The sequence below is a fragment of the Paenibacillus sp. ClWae2A genome (assembly GCF_032452295.1).
Classification (GTDB): Bacteria; Bacillota; Bacilli; order Paenibacillales; family Paenibacillaceae; genus Paenibacillus.
Genome location: NZ_JAULSQ010000001.1, coordinates 220,902 through 241,546, shown reverse-complemented (window position 1 = coordinate 241,546; position 20,645 = coordinate 220,902). Strand labels below are relative to the sequence as shown.

The 20,645-nt window shown below is 45.7% G+C and carries 19 protein-coding genes; all 19 read right to left on the bottom strand.

The genetic code is table 11. The features are described from left to right. Positions 1-128 precede the first annotated feature (128 nt). On the bottom strand, positions 129-1,607 hold the full coding sequence (locus QVE09_RS00910) for an Lsa family ABC-F type ribosomal protection protein (protein WP_315935249.1): 1,479 nt from the start codon (positions 1,605-1,607) through the stop codon (positions 129-131). A 376-nt stretch (positions 1,608-1,983) separates the two neighbouring features. Further along, complete coding sequence (locus tag QVE09_RS00905; protein ID WP_315935248.1) at positions 1,984-2,496, bottom strand: GNAT family N-acetyltransferase; 513 nt, start codon at positions 2,494-2,496, stop codon at positions 1,984-1,986. A 122-nt stretch (positions 2,497-2,618) separates the two neighbouring features. Next, the gene (locus tag QVE09_RS00900; protein WP_315935247.1) at positions 2,619-3,002 is read right to left on the bottom strand and encodes a hypothetical protein; all 384 of its coding nucleotides are present in this window, start codon (positions 3,000-3,002) and stop codon (positions 2,619-2,621) included. 138 nt (positions 3,003-3,140) lie between these two features. After that, positions 3,141-3,746, bottom strand: a complete 606-nt coding sequence (locus QVE09_RS00895; RefSeq protein WP_036670794.1) for a pentapeptide repeat-containing protein — start codon at positions 3,744-3,746, stop codon at positions 3,141-3,143. A 245-nt stretch (positions 3,747-3,991) separates the two neighbouring features. Next, entirely contained in the window at positions 3,992-4,600 is a 609-nt protein-coding gene (locus tag QVE09_RS00890) for a GNAT family N-acetyltransferase (RefSeq protein ID WP_315935246.1), read from the bottom strand. 32 nt (positions 4,601-4,632) lie between these two features. Next, positions 4,633-4,995: an Asp23/Gls24 family envelope stress response protein gene (locus QVE09_RS00885; RefSeq protein ID WP_315935245.1), complete on the bottom strand. Its 363-nt coding sequence runs from the start codon at positions 4,993-4,995 to the stop codon at positions 4,633-4,635. A 162-nt stretch (positions 4,996-5,157) separates the two neighbouring features. After that, positions 5,158-5,634, bottom strand: coding sequence for a hypothetical protein (locus tag QVE09_RS00880; RefSeq protein WP_315935244.1), 477 nt, complete (start codon positions 5,632-5,634; stop codon positions 5,158-5,160). Continuing rightward, positions 5,631-7,655, bottom strand: coding sequence for a prolyl oligopeptidase family serine peptidase (locus QVE09_RS00875; RefSeq protein WP_315935243.1), 2,025 nt, complete (start codon positions 7,653-7,655; stop codon positions 5,631-5,633). The genes QVE09_RS00880 and QVE09_RS00875 overlap by 4 nt, the downstream gene beginning before the upstream one ends. 21 nt (positions 7,656-7,676) lie before the next feature. Next, positions 7,677-8,606, bottom strand: a complete 930-nt coding sequence (locus tag QVE09_RS00870) for an ABC transporter permease (protein ID WP_315935242.1) — start codon at positions 8,604-8,606, stop codon at positions 7,677-7,679. A gap of 16 nt (positions 8,607-8,622) precedes the next feature. Beyond that, positions 8,623-9,540, bottom strand: coding sequence for an ABC transporter permease (locus QVE09_RS00865; RefSeq protein WP_315935241.1), 918 nt, complete (start codon positions 9,538-9,540; stop codon positions 8,623-8,625). A gap of 219 nt (positions 9,541-9,759) precedes the next feature. After that, the gene (locus QVE09_RS00860; protein WP_315935240.1) at positions 9,760-11,325 is read right to left on the bottom strand and encodes an ABC transporter substrate-binding protein; all 1,566 of its coding nucleotides are present in this window, start codon (positions 11,323-11,325) and stop codon (positions 9,760-9,762) included. Further along, positions 11,322-12,533: a M20 metallopeptidase family protein gene (locus tag QVE09_RS00855; RefSeq protein ID WP_315935239.1), complete on the bottom strand. Its 1,212-nt coding sequence runs from the start codon at positions 12,531-12,533 to the stop codon at positions 11,322-11,324. The genes QVE09_RS00860 and QVE09_RS00855 overlap by 4 nt, the downstream gene beginning before the upstream one ends. Continuing rightward, complete coding sequence (locus QVE09_RS00850; RefSeq protein WP_036670784.1) at positions 12,530-13,282, bottom strand: FadR/GntR family transcriptional regulator; 753 nt, start codon at positions 13,280-13,282, stop codon at positions 12,530-12,532. Before QVE09_RS00850 ends, QVE09_RS00855 begins: the two co-directional genes overlap by 4 nt. Before the next feature lie 201 nt (positions 13,283-13,483). After that, positions 13,484-13,873, bottom strand: a complete 390-nt coding sequence (locus tag QVE09_RS00845) for a rhodanese-like domain-containing protein (protein ID WP_315935238.1) — start codon at positions 13,871-13,873, stop codon at positions 13,484-13,486. Between the two features lie 4 nt (positions 13,874-13,877). After that, complete coding sequence (locus tag QVE09_RS00840) at positions 13,878-14,186, bottom strand: rhodanese-like domain-containing protein (RefSeq protein ID WP_315935237.1); 309 nt, start codon at positions 14,184-14,186, stop codon at positions 13,878-13,880. 347 nt (positions 14,187-14,533) lie between these two features. Then, the gene (locus QVE09_RS00835) at positions 14,534-15,625 is read right to left on the bottom strand and encodes a Gfo/Idh/MocA family protein (RefSeq protein ID WP_315935236.1); all 1,092 of its coding nucleotides are present in this window, start codon (positions 15,623-15,625) and stop codon (positions 14,534-14,536) included. Between the two features lie 12 nt (positions 15,626-15,637). Then, positions 15,638-16,561: an AraC family transcriptional regulator gene (locus QVE09_RS00830; RefSeq protein ID WP_315935235.1), complete on the bottom strand. Its 924-nt coding sequence runs from the start codon at positions 16,559-16,561 to the stop codon at positions 15,638-15,640. Positions 16,562-16,585: 24 nt separating this feature from the next. After that, positions 16,586-17,590 carry a Gfo/Idh/MocA family protein gene (locus tag QVE09_RS00825; RefSeq protein WP_315935234.1) on the bottom strand — a complete coding sequence of 335 codons (1,005 nt, stop codon included), beginning with the start codon at positions 17,588-17,590 and terminating at the stop codon, positions 16,586-16,588. 245 nt (positions 17,591-17,835) lie between these two features. After that, positions 17,836-20,628, bottom strand: coding sequence for an alpha-mannosidase (locus tag QVE09_RS00820; protein ID WP_315935233.1), 2,793 nt, complete (start codon positions 20,626-20,628; stop codon positions 17,836-17,838). Positions 20,629-20,645 lie beyond the last annotated feature (17 nt).

Below are 20,645 nucleotides of genomic sequence, written 5' to 3'. Positions count from 1 at the left end.
GTTCAACAATTGATCTGATCATCCATCATATGATTGAATTAGACTATAAAATTATAGCATACTTCCTCTCGAGTAAAACTAAAAGCCGCCATTCGGCGGCTCTTAGCATGGTTATCTTTCTCCGTTGATTACAGTTCGATGATTCTCGTTGCAATATTTGTACAAAATTCACGATCATGCTCTACAAAAAGCAGGGTTGGCGAGTATTCCAGCAGTAAGTCTTCGATCTGCATACGTGAAATGACATCTACAAAGTTAAGTGGTTCATCCCAAATGTGCAAATGAGCTTTTTCACTAAGACTTTTAGCAATGAGCACTTTCTTTTTTTGACCTGCGCTAAACGTCGAGATATCTTTCTCCATTTGCAGTCTGGAAAAATCCAACTTTCGAAGTATCGATTTAAACAGGCTCTCATCAATCCCCTGTGTGGCCGCATACTCAGATAAATGCCCTCCGAGATCGGACGTGTCCTGCGACACATACGAGATTTTAAGCTGATGATCCTTACGGAAAAGACCTGTATAAGGGATATCTTCACCACAGATCAGTTTAAGAATGCTTGATTTGCCAGATCCATTTTTACCGTACAGGGCAATACGATCCCCTTTTTCAACCGTGATACTGACATCCTTACACACCGTATTGGAGCCGTATGAGATCGACACATGCTCCAATTCGACAAGTTCATGCTTGTGAAAATCCAGCTGATGAATCTGCAGACGTTCTGCACTCTCGATATTTTTGAGAAGTTTGGATTTCTCTTGAATCGCAGTTTGCTGCCTTTGTTCGATATTTTTGGAACGTTTCATCATTTTGGCGGCCTTGTGCCCAATATATCCTTTATCCACCTTGGAACCGGAATTTCTCGTACCATTTTTGGTCTTTTCCACTTCATGCGACCATCCACCGGTCCGTTTGGCTGAATCGGATAAACGCTTGATATCCTTCATTAATTTCTCATTACTCGCAAGTTCAAACTGATCTTGCCTTCTTTTATTTTCCCACCAAGCGGAAAAATTGCCTTTCTGAATCTCGATGTTACTCTTATTGATGGAAAGAATATGGTCCACGCTGTGATCCAGAAAGGATCGATCATGAGACACCAAAATAAATCCACTCTTGCTGCGGAGATAATCACCTACAATTTGTCTCGCATGAAGATCAAGATGATTGGTAGGTTCATCAATGAGCAGAAACCGATTATCCTTCAGGAACAAAGCAGCCAGCATCACCTTTGTTTGTTCTCCGTTGGATAACGTATCAAAAGGCCGATACAACACATCTTCTGACACTTTTAACAGGTTAAGCTCGCGCACAACTTGCCAGTGCAGATATTCAGGATGAATCTCACCGATGACATCGACGGTCATGGCTCCCTTATTCTCTACCTGGAAAGGAAAGTATTCAAAGCTAACATTCGCAGAGATATGTCCGCTGTATTCATATTTGCCGAGCAACAAATTGAGGAATGTCGTTTTGCCTCTGCCGTTCCTTCCGGTAAAACCCAATTTCCAATCGGAGTCCAACTGAAAACTAACATTTTCAAATATATTATCGTAACTGCCTTCATAGGCAAAGGTCAGGTTGGTAACGTTGATTAAAGACATGCAAATCATCCTTTTTATGTGAAATATAAAAGTAAACTGACGGGATTTCACCATCGAACATGGCATGGATTCCCTCACTTTAATATTTGAACATAATCAGAATTTAGATTCGCTTATACAATAAAGAAACCTGGCGATAAATCATTTAGCGCCGAGTAGATCTATGCATAGGAGGACAAAGTGCCGGATTCTGATTAGTAATATTGTGAACCATGCCAATGTTCATGTTCGTTGACAGGTTCACATAAACATCTACAACCTCTAATTCAGTCATCACTTTACCACCCCTTTACAAGCTCACAATTTGAATACAGAAAACTTAACATGGAATACGACATGGGTCAAGGCACCCTTCTCCCATATTGGCGCGTAGGGATTAATATAAATATCCTAAAAAGTCGAGTTCCCCTTCACCCCATGGCATGCTTCCCACTTCTTTAATCATTAACCCCTCCACCTTCTGAGTCCCAACTTTAACTGTGGTTAAGGTTTCATGATCAATTTTCAACCACTTACATGTGTTACTTACCGTTTTGAATCCATTTTTGTTATACAATTCCTCATGATCCGCAAATAAAAGGACAAAATCAACACGCCCTTTGGCCATCCTTTCCACTTCGGATATTAACAAAGAAGCGATCCCTTGAGAGCGATTAGCAGGAGAAACACACAAATCGATTATCCCCAACACTCTTATGGGTGTTCCATTTAAATTCATCATCCTGTAATCTAGTCCTACATGCCCAACTAATTGGTTATCAGGGTTAAATGCCAGCACTCTGCCATGTGGTATTTGCTTAAAGAACAATCTGTCTTTTGGATAAACCTCTGGAAAACTGGCAACAAGTAATTCTTGAAGAAGAGTTGACCATTCTTCACTTAGATCCACATCATATGTTTTAATTAATTTCAGAAAAAATCCTCCTAAACCAAGTTATTCTGTCCTTTGCTTGCGTTATCAGCCTTACACTCCTCTACATAAATTTTGATGATGTACCCGTCATGATTGCCTTACGGAACATAGGCATCCTCAACCTCAACTTTTCGTTCATTCCCCATCGCAATGTATCTTACGTTAATGACATTTCCTTTCTGAAAGTGGGGAATATGTGTGATTGGAATATAAGTCTCTACAATTGTTGGGAAGGTGCGGCCGTCAACTTGGGTTACAGTCAGATCCAGTCGCACGCCAGGCCTTCCATCCCTACTGGATGATGTCTGTACAATATCATGAATTATTGCTTCTGTTGGAATTCCGTCCATCAGAATGCTCTTGCGAAGGTGATGTTTCTCTTTATTGTTACGTAACAGTTTAAATGCCATAATCGTAGTGATCGTGCCTGTTATAAGCCCAAAGACAATAACAGCAACAAAAATAATTAATGTGACGGTCATGATAACCTCCTTTTAGTTGAAACTTATGTTAACTACTTCTTGTTTAGATCTCTTTTTCCTGCCTATTCTCTCTGAATCGGAAAACCTCAAAGTCAAAAAAGCCGCCTCAAGGGCGGCTTCATGCTGTGTATGTTCAGCTCAATCTACTTTCGCACCATACGAGCGAACAAACAGAACAGCTTGTTCGCGATCCAAACGTACACCTTTGATATCCAGTGATTTCAGATCGATGCCTTCCAGGTTGGCCCCTCTAAGATCGGCCCCTTGAAGCTTGGCTCTACTTAATACAACTCGGGTAAGATCACAGTCTCTCAAATCCGCTTTGGTGAAATCCGTGTCCGTAAAGTCAGCCTCAAAGAAACGAATTCCTCGCAGATCCTGTTTCCCCAAACGTGTATGTCTCAGATTTGTGTAGGACCAATCGCCCTGACTTAGTGTAATCCCATCCATTTGCGCACCTGAGAAGTCTGAGCCTGTCATCTTGCAGGAGCTGAATTTGGAAGCAAAGAGATTCGCGCCACCGAAGGTGCAGTTTTCAAAAGCCGATTCCGTATGAATCGAACCATTCATGGAAGCTCCTTTGAAGTCACACTCAATAAAACGGCAGTTACTCGTTTCGATTTCTTCCATAGAAGCGTTCATAAATGTACACTGCTTGAAAACACAACTTATGAGTTCTCCATAGCGCAGATCACGTCCCTCAAAATGTACTGCTTCATATTCCTGATCCTTATATTGATACACTGGTTACACCCCACATTGTATATTTCTCCGTCTTTCTTCATTAAAAGAACTTTTTATACTATACCACACCCCTGTCAACTACCTGCTTAAACACCCGCAAAAGTCAAGTTACTTTTTTTATGAGAAAAATCTGAAAACTAAAAAAGAGACGCATAAAGCGCCCCCAGCCCACACCTTTAACTGTTCCAATGTGGACTTATGTATGTGAACCTTCCAGATGCTTATTCTAATCTTCTTAGAAAGCACTACACCAGTATTTTGGACATTCGGTACAAGGATAGCGAAGGTTTATTGATTTCCCCTACTCTCTGGTATCCCAAACACTCGTAGAGTTTAATAGCTAGTAGATTTTCCTTTTTAACCGTAAGTGAAGATTTGGACAGACCTTGTGTTAGAGCTTGCTCCTCAGCAAAATGAATGAGCTGTGTCCCTAAACCAAGTCCTCTGCTTTCAGGCAAGGTAGCCAATGTTCCGATGTGGTACTCGTCATTCTCCGCTTCTTTTAAAGTCACCATGGAGTAGAACTCTTTCCAATGTTGGAGATTATACTTAATCAGGCTCCATTTACGAAGTTCAAACAGTTTGGAGAACGTTGGTAAAGCAAGTTTGTTCATTATAGTGGTCGGATAACACATGATCATGCCCAGCGTTTGGTTACCCATTTTAGCTTCATAAGCGTACTGGTGACTGAATCGGTTCTGTTTCGAGCGCCATAACTTGTTGAATGTTTTCTCTATAATGCCTTTATCCTTGGTACCTGCAAGCGAATAGGCCATATATTCAAGTGCCATCTGATTTAGCTGCCCGCCGACTAATGATTGTGGACTGGCTTTTATTATGGAAATCTTATTCATCGCTGTCACTCCTCTAGGTAGCTGAAATCGGACTAAAACCTCACATCAGGTTGGTTAAAAGATACCCCTTCAACGATTACATTCACCGTTTCAATGGTTAACCCGGTCAATTGTTCCACATGCGCTCTCACATTGTTTTGCAATTCCCTGCAGACTTCATGCACTTTCGTTCCATAACAAACGACAACCTTTAAGTTGATCTCCAGTCTGGATTCTACCTTGCGGATATCTATGCCATTTTGCAGACTTTTCCCGCTCCACTTTTTGGTGATCCCTTCTACAAGTCCTGTCGACATGGAGGAAATCTCACTGGTGGTATTCGCAATCTTGCCGACAATTTTGGAGATCACATCATCCGATATTTGAACTTTTCCCAAAACAAGCTGAATGGACATCCTAGGTCCCCCTTTTCATTCCCTTTTTTAATAGATAATTATATCATTTGATATAATTATAAATCATAAAATAATTAAATTTCAACTTTTGAATTCAGTCATCCTCATTTCTACCTGTACATAGCAAAAAAACCGCGATCATCGCGGCTTCTTCTGGTCATCCTATGGGAACTTCAATTGAATATGGACAGGAATGCAGGAAGATAACTCACTATCTGTTCTGCCTTCTTCTGCTGCCTCTGTTTCTTCTGCCTGCACGAGCCATTGCCTGCCAATTAACGATTGCAGCAGTTCAATCTCTTGTGTGGTCAGACGAATATGCTTCATTGACAGTTCATCTTGAACGTAATCCCGATCCACCTTACGGTCAAAGCGGAAATCGAGCAATCGCTTCAACCCGTTGATATGCAAAAACTTGAACTCATAACCGTGACGTATCGCCTTTTCCCAATCGTCTCCGATATCATCTGCTGTCTGTAGTCTGTCATCAAAATCCATCGCGGATTCCTTAACCAGAGGCAGCAACCGGGAATAGTCTCGACGTTGTAAACATTCAATAATCACTTCTTTTGGTTCCCCACTTGTCAGAACATTCTCTACAAGAAGACCCACTGGAATGGATAGTTGAGTTCGACTCATTGCTCGCCCTCCTCATTCCCGAGGTACTGATTGAACCAGGCATTCACCTGATCGAAGCTATCGATACGTAATGAAGGTTTACCGCTTTTCAGCAAACTGTGGTTGGAAACCGGATAACGAATCAGTTTGGTCTTTTTGCCGTATCGTTTTAGCGTAGTATATAATTCCTCCGCTTGTGCAATCGGTGTCCGATAGTCCTGCTCTCCGTGCATGATCAGAAGTGGCGTCTCAATGTGATGTGCATGAGCAAGAGGTGAGCGGGACCACAGGTATTCAGCGTTTTCCGCCGGATTACCACCAATGACTCCCTCAACATAGGAAATTCCGATATCACTCGTTCCATACATCGACAACCAGTTGGAGATGCAACGCTGGGTTACAGCCGCCTTAAAACGGTGCGTATGCGCCACGATCCAGTTGGTCATCACCCCACCATAACTGCCACCTGCTACACCCAAACGTGATGCATCAAGGAAATCATATGTAGCCAAGGCATAATCAACAGCTTCCATCAGATCCCGGTAATCACCTCCGGCAAAGTCACCACGGCATGCTCTGGCAAACTCCTGACCGTATCCCATACTTCCGCGGGGATTGATCCATAACACAGCGTACCCTTGCGCAACGAGTGTCTGCATCTCATGACTATATGTTCCCGTATACATTGCGTGGGGGCCACCATGAATCTGCAAAATCAGTGGCAACTTCCCATTGGAGTCACGTATTGCCGGTGTGGCTAACCAACCTTGAAGCGGCCATCCATCGGAGGACTTAAACTCTACACGGACTGGCACATTTACAGCCAATTCAGCCATGAATTCATCATTTCGCCGGGTGAGTCTGAACATTTCACCACTTTCAACATGCACGCGATATAACTCTCCAGGATGTCCATCTGTCAATGCAGCGATAACCAGCGAGGTACCATCTGGCGTTAAGGTATACTGATACACATCCTTTTCACCAGCGCCCGTCACCAATTGACACGCCCCATTATCTTGAATACGGTACACATCCACATTCCCGTTCTGCGTCCCAAGTACATACACACCACGTTCCGGATGCTTATTATCCGTGAGTGGAGAAGGAGAAGCACCTGCTGACTTCATATCTCCAAGCGCCGCGTTACCAATCTGCATATCTAATTGAGGTGCAATTATCCTGGGTACACCCCGCTGAACGGGGACAGCGTACAAGCTGTTGTGGCTCCCGCTTCCATACTCACGATCACTGGCGATCAGGATTAGCTGCTGCCCATCAGATGAATAGGAGAACTGGCTTATCGCCAGACTGGAATCTGTCACTTTGAAGAGATCACTTTCTCCCAATTGAATGCTGTATATATCCGTAAAGTACAGCAGATCTGCATCAAGCTCCTCGTCCTCTACTTGCTTCGAAATGAAAGAGAGCTGCTTGCTATCTGGCGACCATACCGGAGCACTGATATTCCATAGCCCGGAAGTCACCTGCGTGATTTCCCTACTTTTGATCTCATATACAAACAAATGGCTGTATTGACCATCCCACCAGCCAGCCCCTTCCGCCTTCGGCGTTGTACGCTCAAAGACCTTGCCTCGCAGCACAGGTGCAGGTGGCTCCTGTTGGTCGTCAGCTTTCTTCATCTGTTGGTCCTCCGGTTGCACCTTGCTGGTAAACGCAATGTACTGCCCGTTCGGCGACCAGATATAACTCAATATTTTACGTGCGGGAGATATCAGCATGACAGGCTCTTTTTGATCTGAATGGAGCGTCCATAGTCCTTTCCCCCCATCCACTGAGCGAATGAATGTAAGCTGTGTGCCATCCGGCGACCAAGCAGGTGAGGAATCTTTTGTTCCATCCGAAAGTGCAATATCTTCATCACCATCGAGGGAAATCCCTCGAATTTGCGTGTTATATTCGTTTTTATCCTGATCTATGGTCTGTTCCACATAAGCCACTTGTCCGTTCAGACTGATTACTGGCTGACTGATCCAACGATAGTGACGCAGATCCTCCGGCATAATTGGTCTTTGGTTCATATTGATGGCTCCCTTCTCCGTTTATTTATGGGTTGTCTCCGTACGTGGATCAAGCACATCACGCAGCCAATCTCCAAGGAAAATAACACCGAGTACGGTAAATGTAATGGCTAGTCCCGGGAATGTAGCGACCCACCAGCTTGTAGCAACGTATTGTCTGCCATCACTGAGCATCCCTCCCCAGGATACATCGGGTGGTTTGATACCCAGACCCAGGAAACTGAGTGAAGCTTCCATAATAATCGTCGTGCCGACATTCATACCGCAAATCACGATAAAGGATGAAAGGATATTCGGCAGAATGTGTTTCAGAATCAGTCTTCCATTCTTGGCACCAATTGATCTGGCCGCATGAACAAAATCCCGCTCTTTGATACTAAGAACCTCACTCCTTACCACACGGGTGAATGGAACCCAGTTGGTTATACCGATGACAAAGATCAACGTTGTAATACCCGGGCCAACAATCGCCATCACAACAAGCATGAACAGAATGGTTGGAATCGCCATGAATGCATCACCTACACGCATGATGACAGCATCCAGCCATTTCCCGTAGAATCCGGATACCAACCCCAGAATCGCGCCAATGATTCCTGACACAATCACGGCACCCATCCCCACGATTAAGGAAACTCGGGCACCATATACAATTCGACTCCACATGTCTCTGCCCAGATTATCGGTACCCAGCCAGTATTCGGCCGTTCCGCCCTCAAGCCATGCTGGTGGTTTAAGTCGGCCCAGCGGATTAACCGCCGCCGGATCATGACTCGTCAATAGAGGTGCACCTATGGCAATTAACACAACCAACAATACAAGCACAGCACCAAACATTCCGGTCTTGCTGATGATCAGTTGTTGCCAGATATAACGAAATCCCGTTGGTGCACGCCCATTGTCATGTTCCTGTTCTGTACCCGGAATTGGCATTTCATTGCTGCCTGTCATATGATTGCACCTCCTTCTAGTCGTATTTGATGCGCGGATCAAGTAACCTGTAGGCTACATCCGTCAAGATATTGGTTACTACAACGATAAAGGCAATGACAAACACCGCTGCCTGTACAATAGCCATATCATGTGTGTTGACTGCAACGACCAGCAATTGACCCAGGCCAGGCCAGGAGAATACCGTTTCCGTAATCAGAGTTCCCCCGATCAGACTTGTAAACTGCAAACTCATGATCGTCACAACCGGAATTAGTCCATTCCGAAACGCATGTTTCACAATAACAACCATTCGGCCAAGCCCCTTGCTGCGGGCTGTTCGAATATAGTCCTGATTCAGAATCTCCAGCATGCTGGAGCGAATCAGTCGAGTCATCTGCGCAGCCAGTCCAACGCCGAGTGTAAATGCCGGCAAGATCAGATGTGATAATCCTCCGCGACCAGATACCGGCAATACGCCCAGCATGACGGAGAACAAGAGGATAAGCATAATTCCCATCCAGAAGTTTGGCATCGCCTTACCAATGACGGATATTCCTGAAATAATGAGATCGGTAAACGTATTACGTTTAACAGCTGAAATGACACCAAGTGGCACAGCCATAAGTACAGCAAAAAACATCGCAGCTACCGCCAGTTCAAAGCTGGCAGGCAATCTCTCCAGCACAAGCTCTAGCGCAGGCTGATTGTAGCGAAAAGATTGACCAAAGTCTCCCTGTATCGCACTGCCCAGAAACTTCACGTATTGTGTATATAAAGGCTGGTCCAAACCAAGTGCCTGCGTCAAGACAGCACGATCTTCAGCGGTAGCCGTTTCAGGCAACATTAGCGCAACCGGATCACCGGTGACTCGAACCAAAATGAACACAATTAATGAAACAATGAACAGCACCGGAATGATCTGCAGTAGTGACTTAAGTACGTATTTGCCCATTCCTTGTTCACCTCCCTTGTAAAGAAAAACACTTATCGACGTACTTTCACAGAAGACAGACCGCAGTTAGTTGAAGTTTTTCTTGCGATGATCGAATCCTTCAGCTCCGCTGAAAACGTATAAATTCTATCATCTTAAAAAAGAACGGCAGGAACATGGTTATCCAGTCCCTGCCGTTCACGGCCTTATCTTTTCAATGACCGGTTGTTATACCCGATGTTACTGTGCAACAGGTGTAATCTCGTCAGCATAGAACATCTCGTCACTGCGCGGCGCGAAGTTCACTTTAGCATTTGTTCCGTAGACACCTTCCATTTGGTACAGATATACGGCTGGGCGTTCTTCAGAGAAGATCTGTTGTACTTGCTGATACTCTTTCTCACGAGCTGCAGGGTCCATGTTCACCAATGCAGATTGAAGCAGTTTTTCTACTTCAGGATTGTTGTAATCCGACTCGCCTTTGGCTTCTTCCAGCATATAACGATTATAGTTATTCGAAGCATCGAACAAGGAATTACCAATACCGATCATGAAAATTTCTTTGAATGATTTGGAGCTGTAACGTTCACTGAATGCACTTGCTTCCAGAACATCCAGGTTGATTTTGAATCCGGCTTGTTCCAGCATCGCTGCAACAACTTCGGCCTGTTCTTTGTACTGTGCGGAAACGGAGATGGTCATCTCGGCTTCACCTTCCGCATAGCCAGCTTCTTGCAGCAACTGTTTTGCTTTTTCTTGATCATAGAGTGACGTTTTGTACAATGAAGGATCAGCACCGAAGTTGCCTGGTGTTACGGATGTGCGGGTTACGATACCTGCTCCGCCGGCAATGCTGTCCACGATTCCTTGTTTGTCGATAGCCAGGTCAATCGCTTCACGTACTTTCGGATCAGCCGTGATGCTGCCTTCTGTCTGACGGAAGATCAACTGAAGCACACGTTGGATTGGCGCTTTGACAATCTTTTTATCTGCTTCGCCTTCGATCCGGGCAATGTCAGTGGACGGAATGGAAGACGCAACATCCACACCACCAGCAAGCAATTCGGATACACGCGTGGAGGCTTCAGGAATAACGCGGAATACCACTTCATTCCATTTTGGTTCACCGTCGAAGTAGTTCTCGTTTTTCACCAGTTCCACACGATCATCTTTGGTCCATTTACTGAACTTATAAGGGCCTGTGCCTACCGGTTGTTTCAGGAAAACATCGAATCCTTTATCCGCAATATATTTTGCTGGCAGAATGCCAGCTCCCATTTTGGACAAACGATTCAGGAGCAACGGATCTGGACCATCCGTGATAATATCTACGGTATAGTCATCCACCGCTTTAACTTCTACGATATTTTTGAAATAACTGTTTTGTTTCAGTGTCTCGTCCTTGGCTACGCGCTCCAGCGTGTATTTTACATCTGCTGAAGTGAATGGATCGCCATTGTGGAAGGTAACACCTTCACGCAGCTTAAATCTCCACGTTGTATCATCGACTTGATCCCATGATGTCGCAAGTCCCGCAACTTTCTTCTGTTCACTGTCATTTTTGATCAGATAATCAAAAACGTTGACCAGAACCGCCTCACTGGAGGTGTTGTTGTTGTTGTGCGGATCGAAACTCTCAATATCAGTTGCTGCAGCAACGGTCAGTGTTGTACTTGCGCTTCCACTGTCCGTTCCTTCGGTTGCGGAACTATCATTCGTGCTTGTCGATTTTCCTCCGCAAGCGCTGAGTACCATTACAACTGCCAGTAACGTGATCCACAAGCCTGTCCATTGTCTTTTTTTCATTGTGATTGCTCCCCCTCAGAAGTTGTATTTCTTGCCAAAAATTCAAGTGCTACTGCAGACAACATGCCCACACCATATGGCATCGCTGTCTCATCGAGATCAAACATGGGATGGTGGAGCGGATAACGAGTACGTTCCTCATCATTACCAGATCCTAGTCTGAAAAACACCCCCGGAACCTGTTCACAATAAAAAGCGAAATCCTCGCCCCCTGTGGAAGGTTTGATATAGTTCCATCCCTTCTCCGCATTAACCTGATTGCAGGTCTCTGTTAGCAGGTCAACCATGCCGAGATCATTCACGACAACAGGGTATCCATCACCGTAAACGACTTCGCATCCTGCTCCGAAAGAATCACAGACCCCTTTGACAACCTGCTCGATCAAAGCTGGCATCCGTTCACGAATGGCAGGTGAGAGTGTACGAACCGTACCGATCATCTCCACTTCGGGGGCGATGGCTGTTCCCATATAACCTCCGTTGATTTTGCCAATCGTGACTACAGCCGGTTCAAGCGGATCGACCATGCGACTGACGATATTTTGCAAGGCGGTGATGACCTGAGCGGATACCGCAATCGCGTCAATGCCCTCATGCGGACGAGCTGCGTGGCCACCCTTGCCAAACACCTTGATAATCAAGGGATCAGCTGATGCAAATGCAACGCCCTGACTTACACCCAAGGTTCCCGTGTCCTGTCCAGGTGTCATGTGTAATCCTGCGATGGCATCAACCTTCGGCTTCTCCAGAACACCGTCCTGGATCATGGCTCTTGCCCCTGCAAGTCCCTCTTCTGCTGGCTGGAAAATGAATTTGATGTTGCCTGATTTCGGTCTTCCAAGGCCTGTAAGCAATTGAGCGGCTCCCATAAGGATGGAGGTGTGAGCGTCATGTCCACACAGATGCGCTTTGCCTTCTACTTGTGAGCGATATTCCACCGCTTTCTGATCCTGGATTGGCAGAGCATCCATGTCTGCGCGCAAGGCAAAGGTTGGTCCATCGGTCTCTCCGCGAAGCAGACCTGTAACCCCGGTCTGTCCCACATTGCGTGTAACTTCCAGCCCCAGGCTTTCGAGATGCTCAGCTACGATAGCGGATGTACGATGCTCCTCGTAGCCGATTTCCGGATGGCGATGCAAATCTCTGCGCCAGGCGCTTAACTGGGCTTGTAGTGGCTGAGCCAGCTGTATTAGTTCTGAACGATTCATTCGCTGTCATTCCCTTCATTTTTGTCCGATTCAGAAACCAAACGGGCATAGATTGCATCCGCCGAGAATTCGATATGCCTTTTCATCGTCTCCTTAGACTTGATGCTATCATGGGCTTTCAATGCTTCAAGAATCTCCATATGTACACCATGGTTGACGGTACGTATCCGGTCATCATAAGGCATCAAGTCCAGCGCCGGATTAATTTTGGTCCGGATCTGTCTGACGGCTCTCTCGCAATATGGATTCCCCGACGCTTTGGCGATGGTCAGATGAAATTTCACATCCAGCGCCCTGAACCATTCCCTTGTACAGTCTGGCTCTATACTTTGTTCCATGTAACCCTCAAGCAGCTCCAGTTCGCCTGCGGTGATCCGCTCAGCAGCGAGAAAAGCTCCCTCCGGCTCGATGATGGTTCGATATTCAAACACCTTCAGCATCTGTGACCAATCCCGTTTAATTTCTTCTCTGGTCCGTTTATGCGAATTGGCTGTCAGAGGCAGTACAAATGTTCCGCCTTTGGCACCCACCCTTTTCTCAATCAAACCTTTCTCTTCCAGTGAAGAGAGTGCCTCACGGACGGTAATGCGGCTTACATTAAAAATCTCTGCCAGATCTCGCTCAGCTGGAAGCTGTTCTTCACTCATCAATTCTTTCAGAATAATGGCTTCTTCCAGTTGTTCTCTAATGAATTCACTAACCTTTTTGGTGGATACTTTCTCAAAACGAAATGAAAACGTACTGGACATCTAAACACTCCGATCTGTATATGGTCTAGACCTTATACCATTAATATAATTCCGACTAAACTTATATGCAATACTTTTTTATGAATTCATAAAATATTTCCGCACTTACTCACCCAAATAGACGAAAAAAGAGCCGTCATAAGGACGCCTCTTTACTTTGCTGAGTATTTCACAAAATTATCTCAAAGCTATATCAAATCTTCACTTTTTAGCGAGCTTTCCCTTCCATGCACTGATCCCTCCCTGTAATTCGGCAAGCCGGGAATAACCTTTTTGGTGTAATATCTTTGCTGCACTTTTGCTACGCATACCACTTCGACAGTACAATAGCACTTCCTTGTCTTTCGGAATTTCATCTAAACGCTGCTGCAACCGAGATAAAGGAACATTCACTGCGCCCGGAATACATCCCGTCTGATACTCCCCCGGCTCTCTTACATCAAGAAGAACCCGGTCTTTTCCTTTACCAATCTCACTTTGAAAGTCAGTCGTGTTTAAGGAACGCAGATACTTCGTTGGACGAAATCGTGAATATAACATCCATACCACCAGAACAACTATCCCAATGAAAACAACTGTATTCATATCCATCCGCTTATTCCCAAGTCCCTTCGTCCGTCCATGTACTCACGCCGCCGTTCATATTCACAACCTTGTATCCCTTCTCACTCAGCAGTTCACAAGCGAGGCCGCTTCTTCCACCACTGCGGCACATCACAATCATCTCAACCTCCGGGTCTAATTCATCAAGTCGTTGCAGGACTTGTCCTAACGGAATATGCTTTACTCCCTTAACGTGTCCCTCTGACCACTCCGCAGGTTCGCGAACATCCAGCATCATCAATGTTTCTCCTTGATTCAAGCGTTTAGCAACTTCTGCATGATTCGTTTCTTTAAATAACATCTCCATTACTCCTTTATTAAACTGATATTCGTATTTACATTTATATATCATAATATTACGATATAACGATTTTGTAAAGTGAAGTGTTTTTCTTTTCATGGACAACCATTTTGAATCAAATCATTGACCTTCGGGGCTACACCGCTTCACGTATTTTGAAACAAAAAGGCTTCTGTGTAAAAACCTCACAGGGGGATATAAGACCTATCTCATGAGCAAGGATGTCATAGCCCCTGCCCTTAGTTCATTGATCTGAAAATATTGAAAAAATGCAGCACCAAAAAGACGATGTCCGCTTTTCCAGACAACGTCTCTTGGTTTTGAACAACGCACTGCCTCTGTGGAGGTTAGTTGGATTCGTTCAAGTACACAGCCTTGCCTGTGCGAGCAGATTCATAGAGTGCTTCCAGGATTTGAGATACAACCAGCGCTTGTTTTGGTGTGACCACCGGCTCCTGATCGTTCTCAATTGCTTCAATCCACTTTCTCATCTCTACATCCGGCGCGCTCTCGCTCTTACCATCGTAGAAAGCTACTCCGCCTGCACTCAGTTCAATCTCATTGGTGTACAGACGGCTGAATTTCTCACCATTGATGCGCAGTCCGTTCTTCATATCCGCACCTGCTTCGCTGCCGCTCAAGCTACATTTCGCTTCATCCACGTCCAGTGAGTTAAGTGCCCAACTGGATTCGAGCATGATCGTTGCTCCATTCTCCATCACAATCATGCCAAAGGCGGAGTCTTCTACGGAGAATTGTTTTGGGTCCCACGGGCCCCAGGCATTGGCCGCATTTTCACGTTGCGAAAGCTCATGATAGGTCGTACCCAGCACAACTTTTGGTTGATAGTTATCCATCATCCAAAGCGTCAAATCGAGTGCGTGCGTACCAATGTCAATCAACGGGCCGCCACCTTGTTTCTCCTCATCCAGGAAAACACCCCAGGTTGGTACTGCTCTACGTCTAATCGCATGTGCTTTGGCAAAATAAATATTCCCCAGGTCACCCGCTTCGCACACCTTCTTCAAGTACTGACTGTCTTCTCTGAAACGGTTGTTGTATCCGATGGTCAGTTTCTTGCCGGTACGTTCTGCCGCTTCCAGCATGAGCTGTGCTTCAGCAGATGTCTTCGCCATTGGCTTCTCACACATCACATGTTTGCCTGCTTCCAGAGCAGCAATAGAAATCTCGGCATGAGAAATATTCGGTGTAAGCACATGCACAATGTCCAGAGACTCATCCTTGAGCAATTCCTGATAATCGGTGTAGACTTCAGCATCCGTAGAGCCATATTTCTGTTTGGCCTCATCCGCACGTTCCTGAACGATATCACAGAAAGCCACCAGTTCAACATTATCCAGTTTACTCAGACTCGGCAGATGTTTGCCATTCGCGATTCCACCACAGCCAATAATTCCGATACGATATACTTTACTCATATATATTCACCCTCACTTAAGTATTGGTTGTTTCATTTTGCGAAAAGCCGACGGGGTCATCCCCAGACGTTTGCGAAATACAGCATGCAAATAGTTGGCATTATTGAATCCTGAAGCAAGAGCGATCTGTTCAATGGATGCGTTACTTTCTTCCAGATTGTGGCATACGGCGCGCAGACGAATATCCTCCAGCACACGGCTGAACGGCATCTCTGGCTGTACTTGGTAGAAGATTCGTTGCAATTGTCTGCTGCTGATATGAAGTTTCTCTGCCACATGCTCCAGCGTGACCACGGTAGGGTGATTCGCTTCCATATACTGCACTGCATACTCATAGCGATATACCGACATATCCCTGACAGGGGCTTCGGGACGATCTCCCCCGGTGTCGTATGCTCGCACAGTTTTGAGTAATATGCTGATAACCAGTTGCTTGATCGATGTATAATAACCTAACAATTTCTGATCACATGCCTCATAGGCTTCCAAAAAACAATGCATTGCCCGATGATAATCATTCACCGGAGTAAGCGGAAGCGTTCTCAGCTTTTCAATCGTTTCCTCGGATTCAGCTGCTTCCCAGGGATCGACATGTTCTCTTGGCTTGTGAACGATATCCACATGAAGACATAATTCATCCATGTCCTCTTTGGCATCAGCCTCCTGATAATGAACGACCCCCGGTCCAGTCAAATAAAGCATACCTTCCGAGAGTGCATGTGTCTGATCATCGAGAATAACTTTGCCTTTACCTCTCGGGATAAAATGAAACTCAAACTCCGCATGATTATGGAAATCCACAACTCGGCCCGCTGGAAAAGAAGTCAGATGAAATCGCATCACGCGAATCTCATAATGTCCCCAAACCATTGAAATATCCAGTCTCTCCAAGAGATCCTGCCTTTCAAGCATTTTCTCATAAGGATACAGGCTCAAAATTGCACACCTCCTTAATAAAACTTAACCCTTCAACTCATTGAGAGCAATTCTGCGCCCTTCCTTGGCAGAGAGATTTGCAGCTTCCATCAATCGGGTTAACTCCATAGCGATCTGCACGTTTTCGGTTGCATCCGTATCATTTTGTATATGTGCAACCCATTGATTGAATGCGCTTTCTCTTTGGTCTGCCAAAGGAACTTCAGTCCAGTCATCATATTGTCCCTGTGCTGCTTTCGTGCGAATCAATAACTTTTCTTCGGGTGTACCGTACAGAAGTGTACCCTCCGTACCATGAACCTCAATCGTAAACGGAGAATGGCTGTTCACAAAACCAGCTTCAACAACGCCAACTGCTCCAGAATCCGTAAACAAGGTTGCGACTGCATTATCTTCCACTTCTTTGCCTGTAATATATCCAAAGTTCGCATTAACCGCTGTTACTTCCTGACCCAGAAACAATTTGGCGAGATACATTGGATGGCAGCCCAGATCAATCAGTGCACCGCCCTGACAATCCTTCAGATCATAGAAGTGTTCAGGTAACCAGTTGGAAATTGCTCCATCATGTGATAAACGCGCTCTAACATAAGTCACTTTACCAAGTAATCCTTGGTTAAGTACATCCTGAATCGTTAACGTATACCCTGCATTCAGACGTGGCAAGGAGACAGTCATTTTGACCTTGTTGGCCTTTACCTCATTAAGGATTCCGTTGGATTCCGTCTGTGTCGACGCAATAACTTTCTCACTGAAGATGTGTTTACCTGCTTTTGCAGCAGCGGTGATCACTTCTTCATGAATGCGAGTTGGCGCATCTACAATAACGGCATCGATGTCATCCTTAGCCAGCATATCTTCGAGTGAAGCATAGAATGGTACGTTTAAACGTTCAGCCGCTTCCTGACCACGCTTGGCATCTTCATCCCACACAGCGGCGATGACTGTATCCTCATGTTCCTGTGCCTGCTTGATGTAATCCCATGCGTGAACATGCCACAAGCTAATTTTCCCAATTCGAATGGTCACTGTTGTCTTACCTCCATACTATATAATATTCTGACATTTATCTATAAGTTATCACAGACTTAATCTATTTTTAATAGAAACTCACGACAATTAATGTATAAAATTGCGACATGAGATCATTAGGTATTTATGCAGTCTGCCATAACACTTTGGTGTGGGTGCACATAAAGGAGCACATGACAAAACCTCCTGTCCACGGCACTGTGAACAGGAGGCTTCTATAGTTATGATGTTCAAAAATCAACTCATCGTAACGCATACCCTTGTGTAACAATCTTGTATCCAGGTACCGTCTGGCTTTGACCCTGCAACGTGTCCTTAACCCGTTCCAGCACATCGCTCTCATAGACGGAAGCACATTCGAATCCAGGCTGTACGTTCAACTCAATCGGTTCGGAGTTCAGATTATACCAGCGAGCAATCAAATCTCCAGTTTCCTCTGCAATCTTTAATGTGGAGAAGGCTAGTGACGAACCTTGTGCATTCCACGCTAACCATTGCTTCGATACAGGAAGTTCAACATTCTGCCCATCAGCTTCGGCATGACCTTCCCGCTCAAATGTATATGCTAGTGCCCCTAGCTGCACAGTCGTCCACGGAATCGGATACACATATGCGGATGCACATGCACCTGACTGCGCAGCATCACCTGCAAATGGAATAATCGCATATTCCACACGCTGATGTCCCAGACATTGGGCTTCCGGTGTTTCAAAAACACCCCAATCTCCCAACTCCGAAGAGGCACGCAACAGTGTAACCGCAATCGTACTGCCCTCTTCATGCTGTAAAATCTCGTATTCATTCAGCCCTTTGTTCGCAATCATCAAGCCATGATCACCATCGGTCACATGTACAAATGCCTGCTGATGCTGCGCATTACTCGGATTCACCCATTCTTTTGCCGGTGTATTGGAACGTTTGGCGATTTCAAAGATGGAATCCGCATAATGATCCTCTGTCAGCAGTCCTGATGGAAAGAGTGCGCGCAGTCGATGATCCTTGGCCTGATTGTTAAAGTCAGACTTTACCTTGATCATATTACTGCCTGCTTCCAACGTATACGTTGTCGTAATCACCAAGGGAACAGTGTTCTCGACTCGCTGTGCCTTCCGTTCTGTAAAAGGAACCATTTGACGTTTTTCCAGCTCAAACAGTTCATCTGCTCCAGCAGGAATATCCCAGCGTAATACACTTTCCATAACTGCCCGATACGGAGACTGCTCCACAATCCGCAGGTCTGCCTTCAGATGCTCCGTGGTTAGCGTTGTTTCTCCGTCAGGCTGGCGGTAGACATATTCATTGCCGATATCACCAGTATTCTCATATGAATTCAATCCCCTGTATACATCACCGGAGACCTTATCTTCAATCGTTGCCGTACCATTCTCTTCAACCGTCACCCGCAATTGACCGTTCTCCATCATCATTCCCTGAACCTGGATGAGTTCACTCATTTCGGGCAGTTCAGCAATCTCTGCTTGCTTCTCGACTGGAATGAGAGCATACGTCTTATAACCCAGAGAAGGTACATCCACCGCCTGGAAAGTAATTCTTACTTTACGAGCCATATAAGGCTGGCGGAAGCGATCCTTTGGAAGTTCATAGCCGAAATGAGCACCCAGATCCTTGATTTCTGCCGAATACGTGCGTCCGTCCGAATCGACCAGCTGATACACTGGCAGTGCATCTTTTTCCACCTTCTGCGCAAGCGCTTGAGGATGAGGACCATCTGGGAAAAATGCTTTGTCCACAATTAGCTCCATCTCAATGATTCCATTTCGATTCCATCCACTCGTGTTGAACACAGTGAACGCCACCGCTTCCTCTCCCCAAGCCTCAGCAGGTTGCACATGAATGGACTCGGCAATCGCCTGCGCGCTCTGGGAAACCAGTTTTTCTGCAAGCTGTCTGCTCTTGGCAAAGCGGGTCACCATCTCACGGTGAACCTCATCGACACTGCATCCGCAGATGCTATCATGTGGGTGGTTCTGCATCAGCATCTTCCATGCATGCGTCAACAGATGGTGCGGATAATCTTTTACCCCGGCTATATGGGCCATCGCAGCAAGCGGTTCGGCTACTTTTTCAAGCAACGTCTGCCCCTGCTGATTCAACTGTTTCAGATACACCCTCGCGGATGCCGTATTCACCAGTGTTCCCCAACCATCCGTGTGCTGACTGCGAAGCTCACCTTCGATAGTCGCCAGATGCTCAGGGACTTCCTTCGTAACCGCCTCAATGTAATCGTCAAAATTGGAGTGAATAAATTCCACATCAGGATACAAGGCCGCTGCCGTGCGTAAAGCCTCGGGCAGATCCGTCTGGATCGGCTGGTGATCACAACCATTCATGAACAACAGATGTGGGGTCGAGGCGAATTTCTCGGCATCTTCCAGATTTTTGTCCCAGTAGGCTCGGGCTTTCTCCGAATCAACCGGAACCTCCATCCCATTGCAGTACCAATTCGCGAACAAAATGCCGAGCACTTCCGAACCATCCGGCGAACGCCAGATCATCTCGGAATAGGGAGATTCGTAACTGTCTGCATCAACCACGGCATTATTGAATCCGGTAGGCTTTACCCCGCGCCCAAAGATCGCGTTATGAATGTCCGCCTGTTGCAGAATCTGCGGTGCCTGTCCCATATTTCCGAACGAGTCCGGGAAGTATCCCGTCTTGGATATCACGCCCAAAGGTCGAGCATCACGATGACCGATGAGCAGATTACGCAAGTTGGCCTCGCTACTGGTCAGAAACTCATCCTGTAACACATACCATGGACCAAAATGGATGCGTCCTTCACGAATATAACGGTCGAGCCTATCCTGCTGTTCAGGTCGAACCTGCAAATAATCTTCACGAATAATCGTCTGCCCATCCAGATGGAAATAACGATATTCCGGGTCCTGATCGAGTGTGTCCAGCAGTTTATCCATCAGCTCAATGAGCAATACGTGATGGTGTTCATAAGGCATATACCATTCGCGGTCCCAATGGGTATGCGAGATGAGATGTGCCGTCTTTTTGGTTGTCATATTGCGTACCTCCTGTC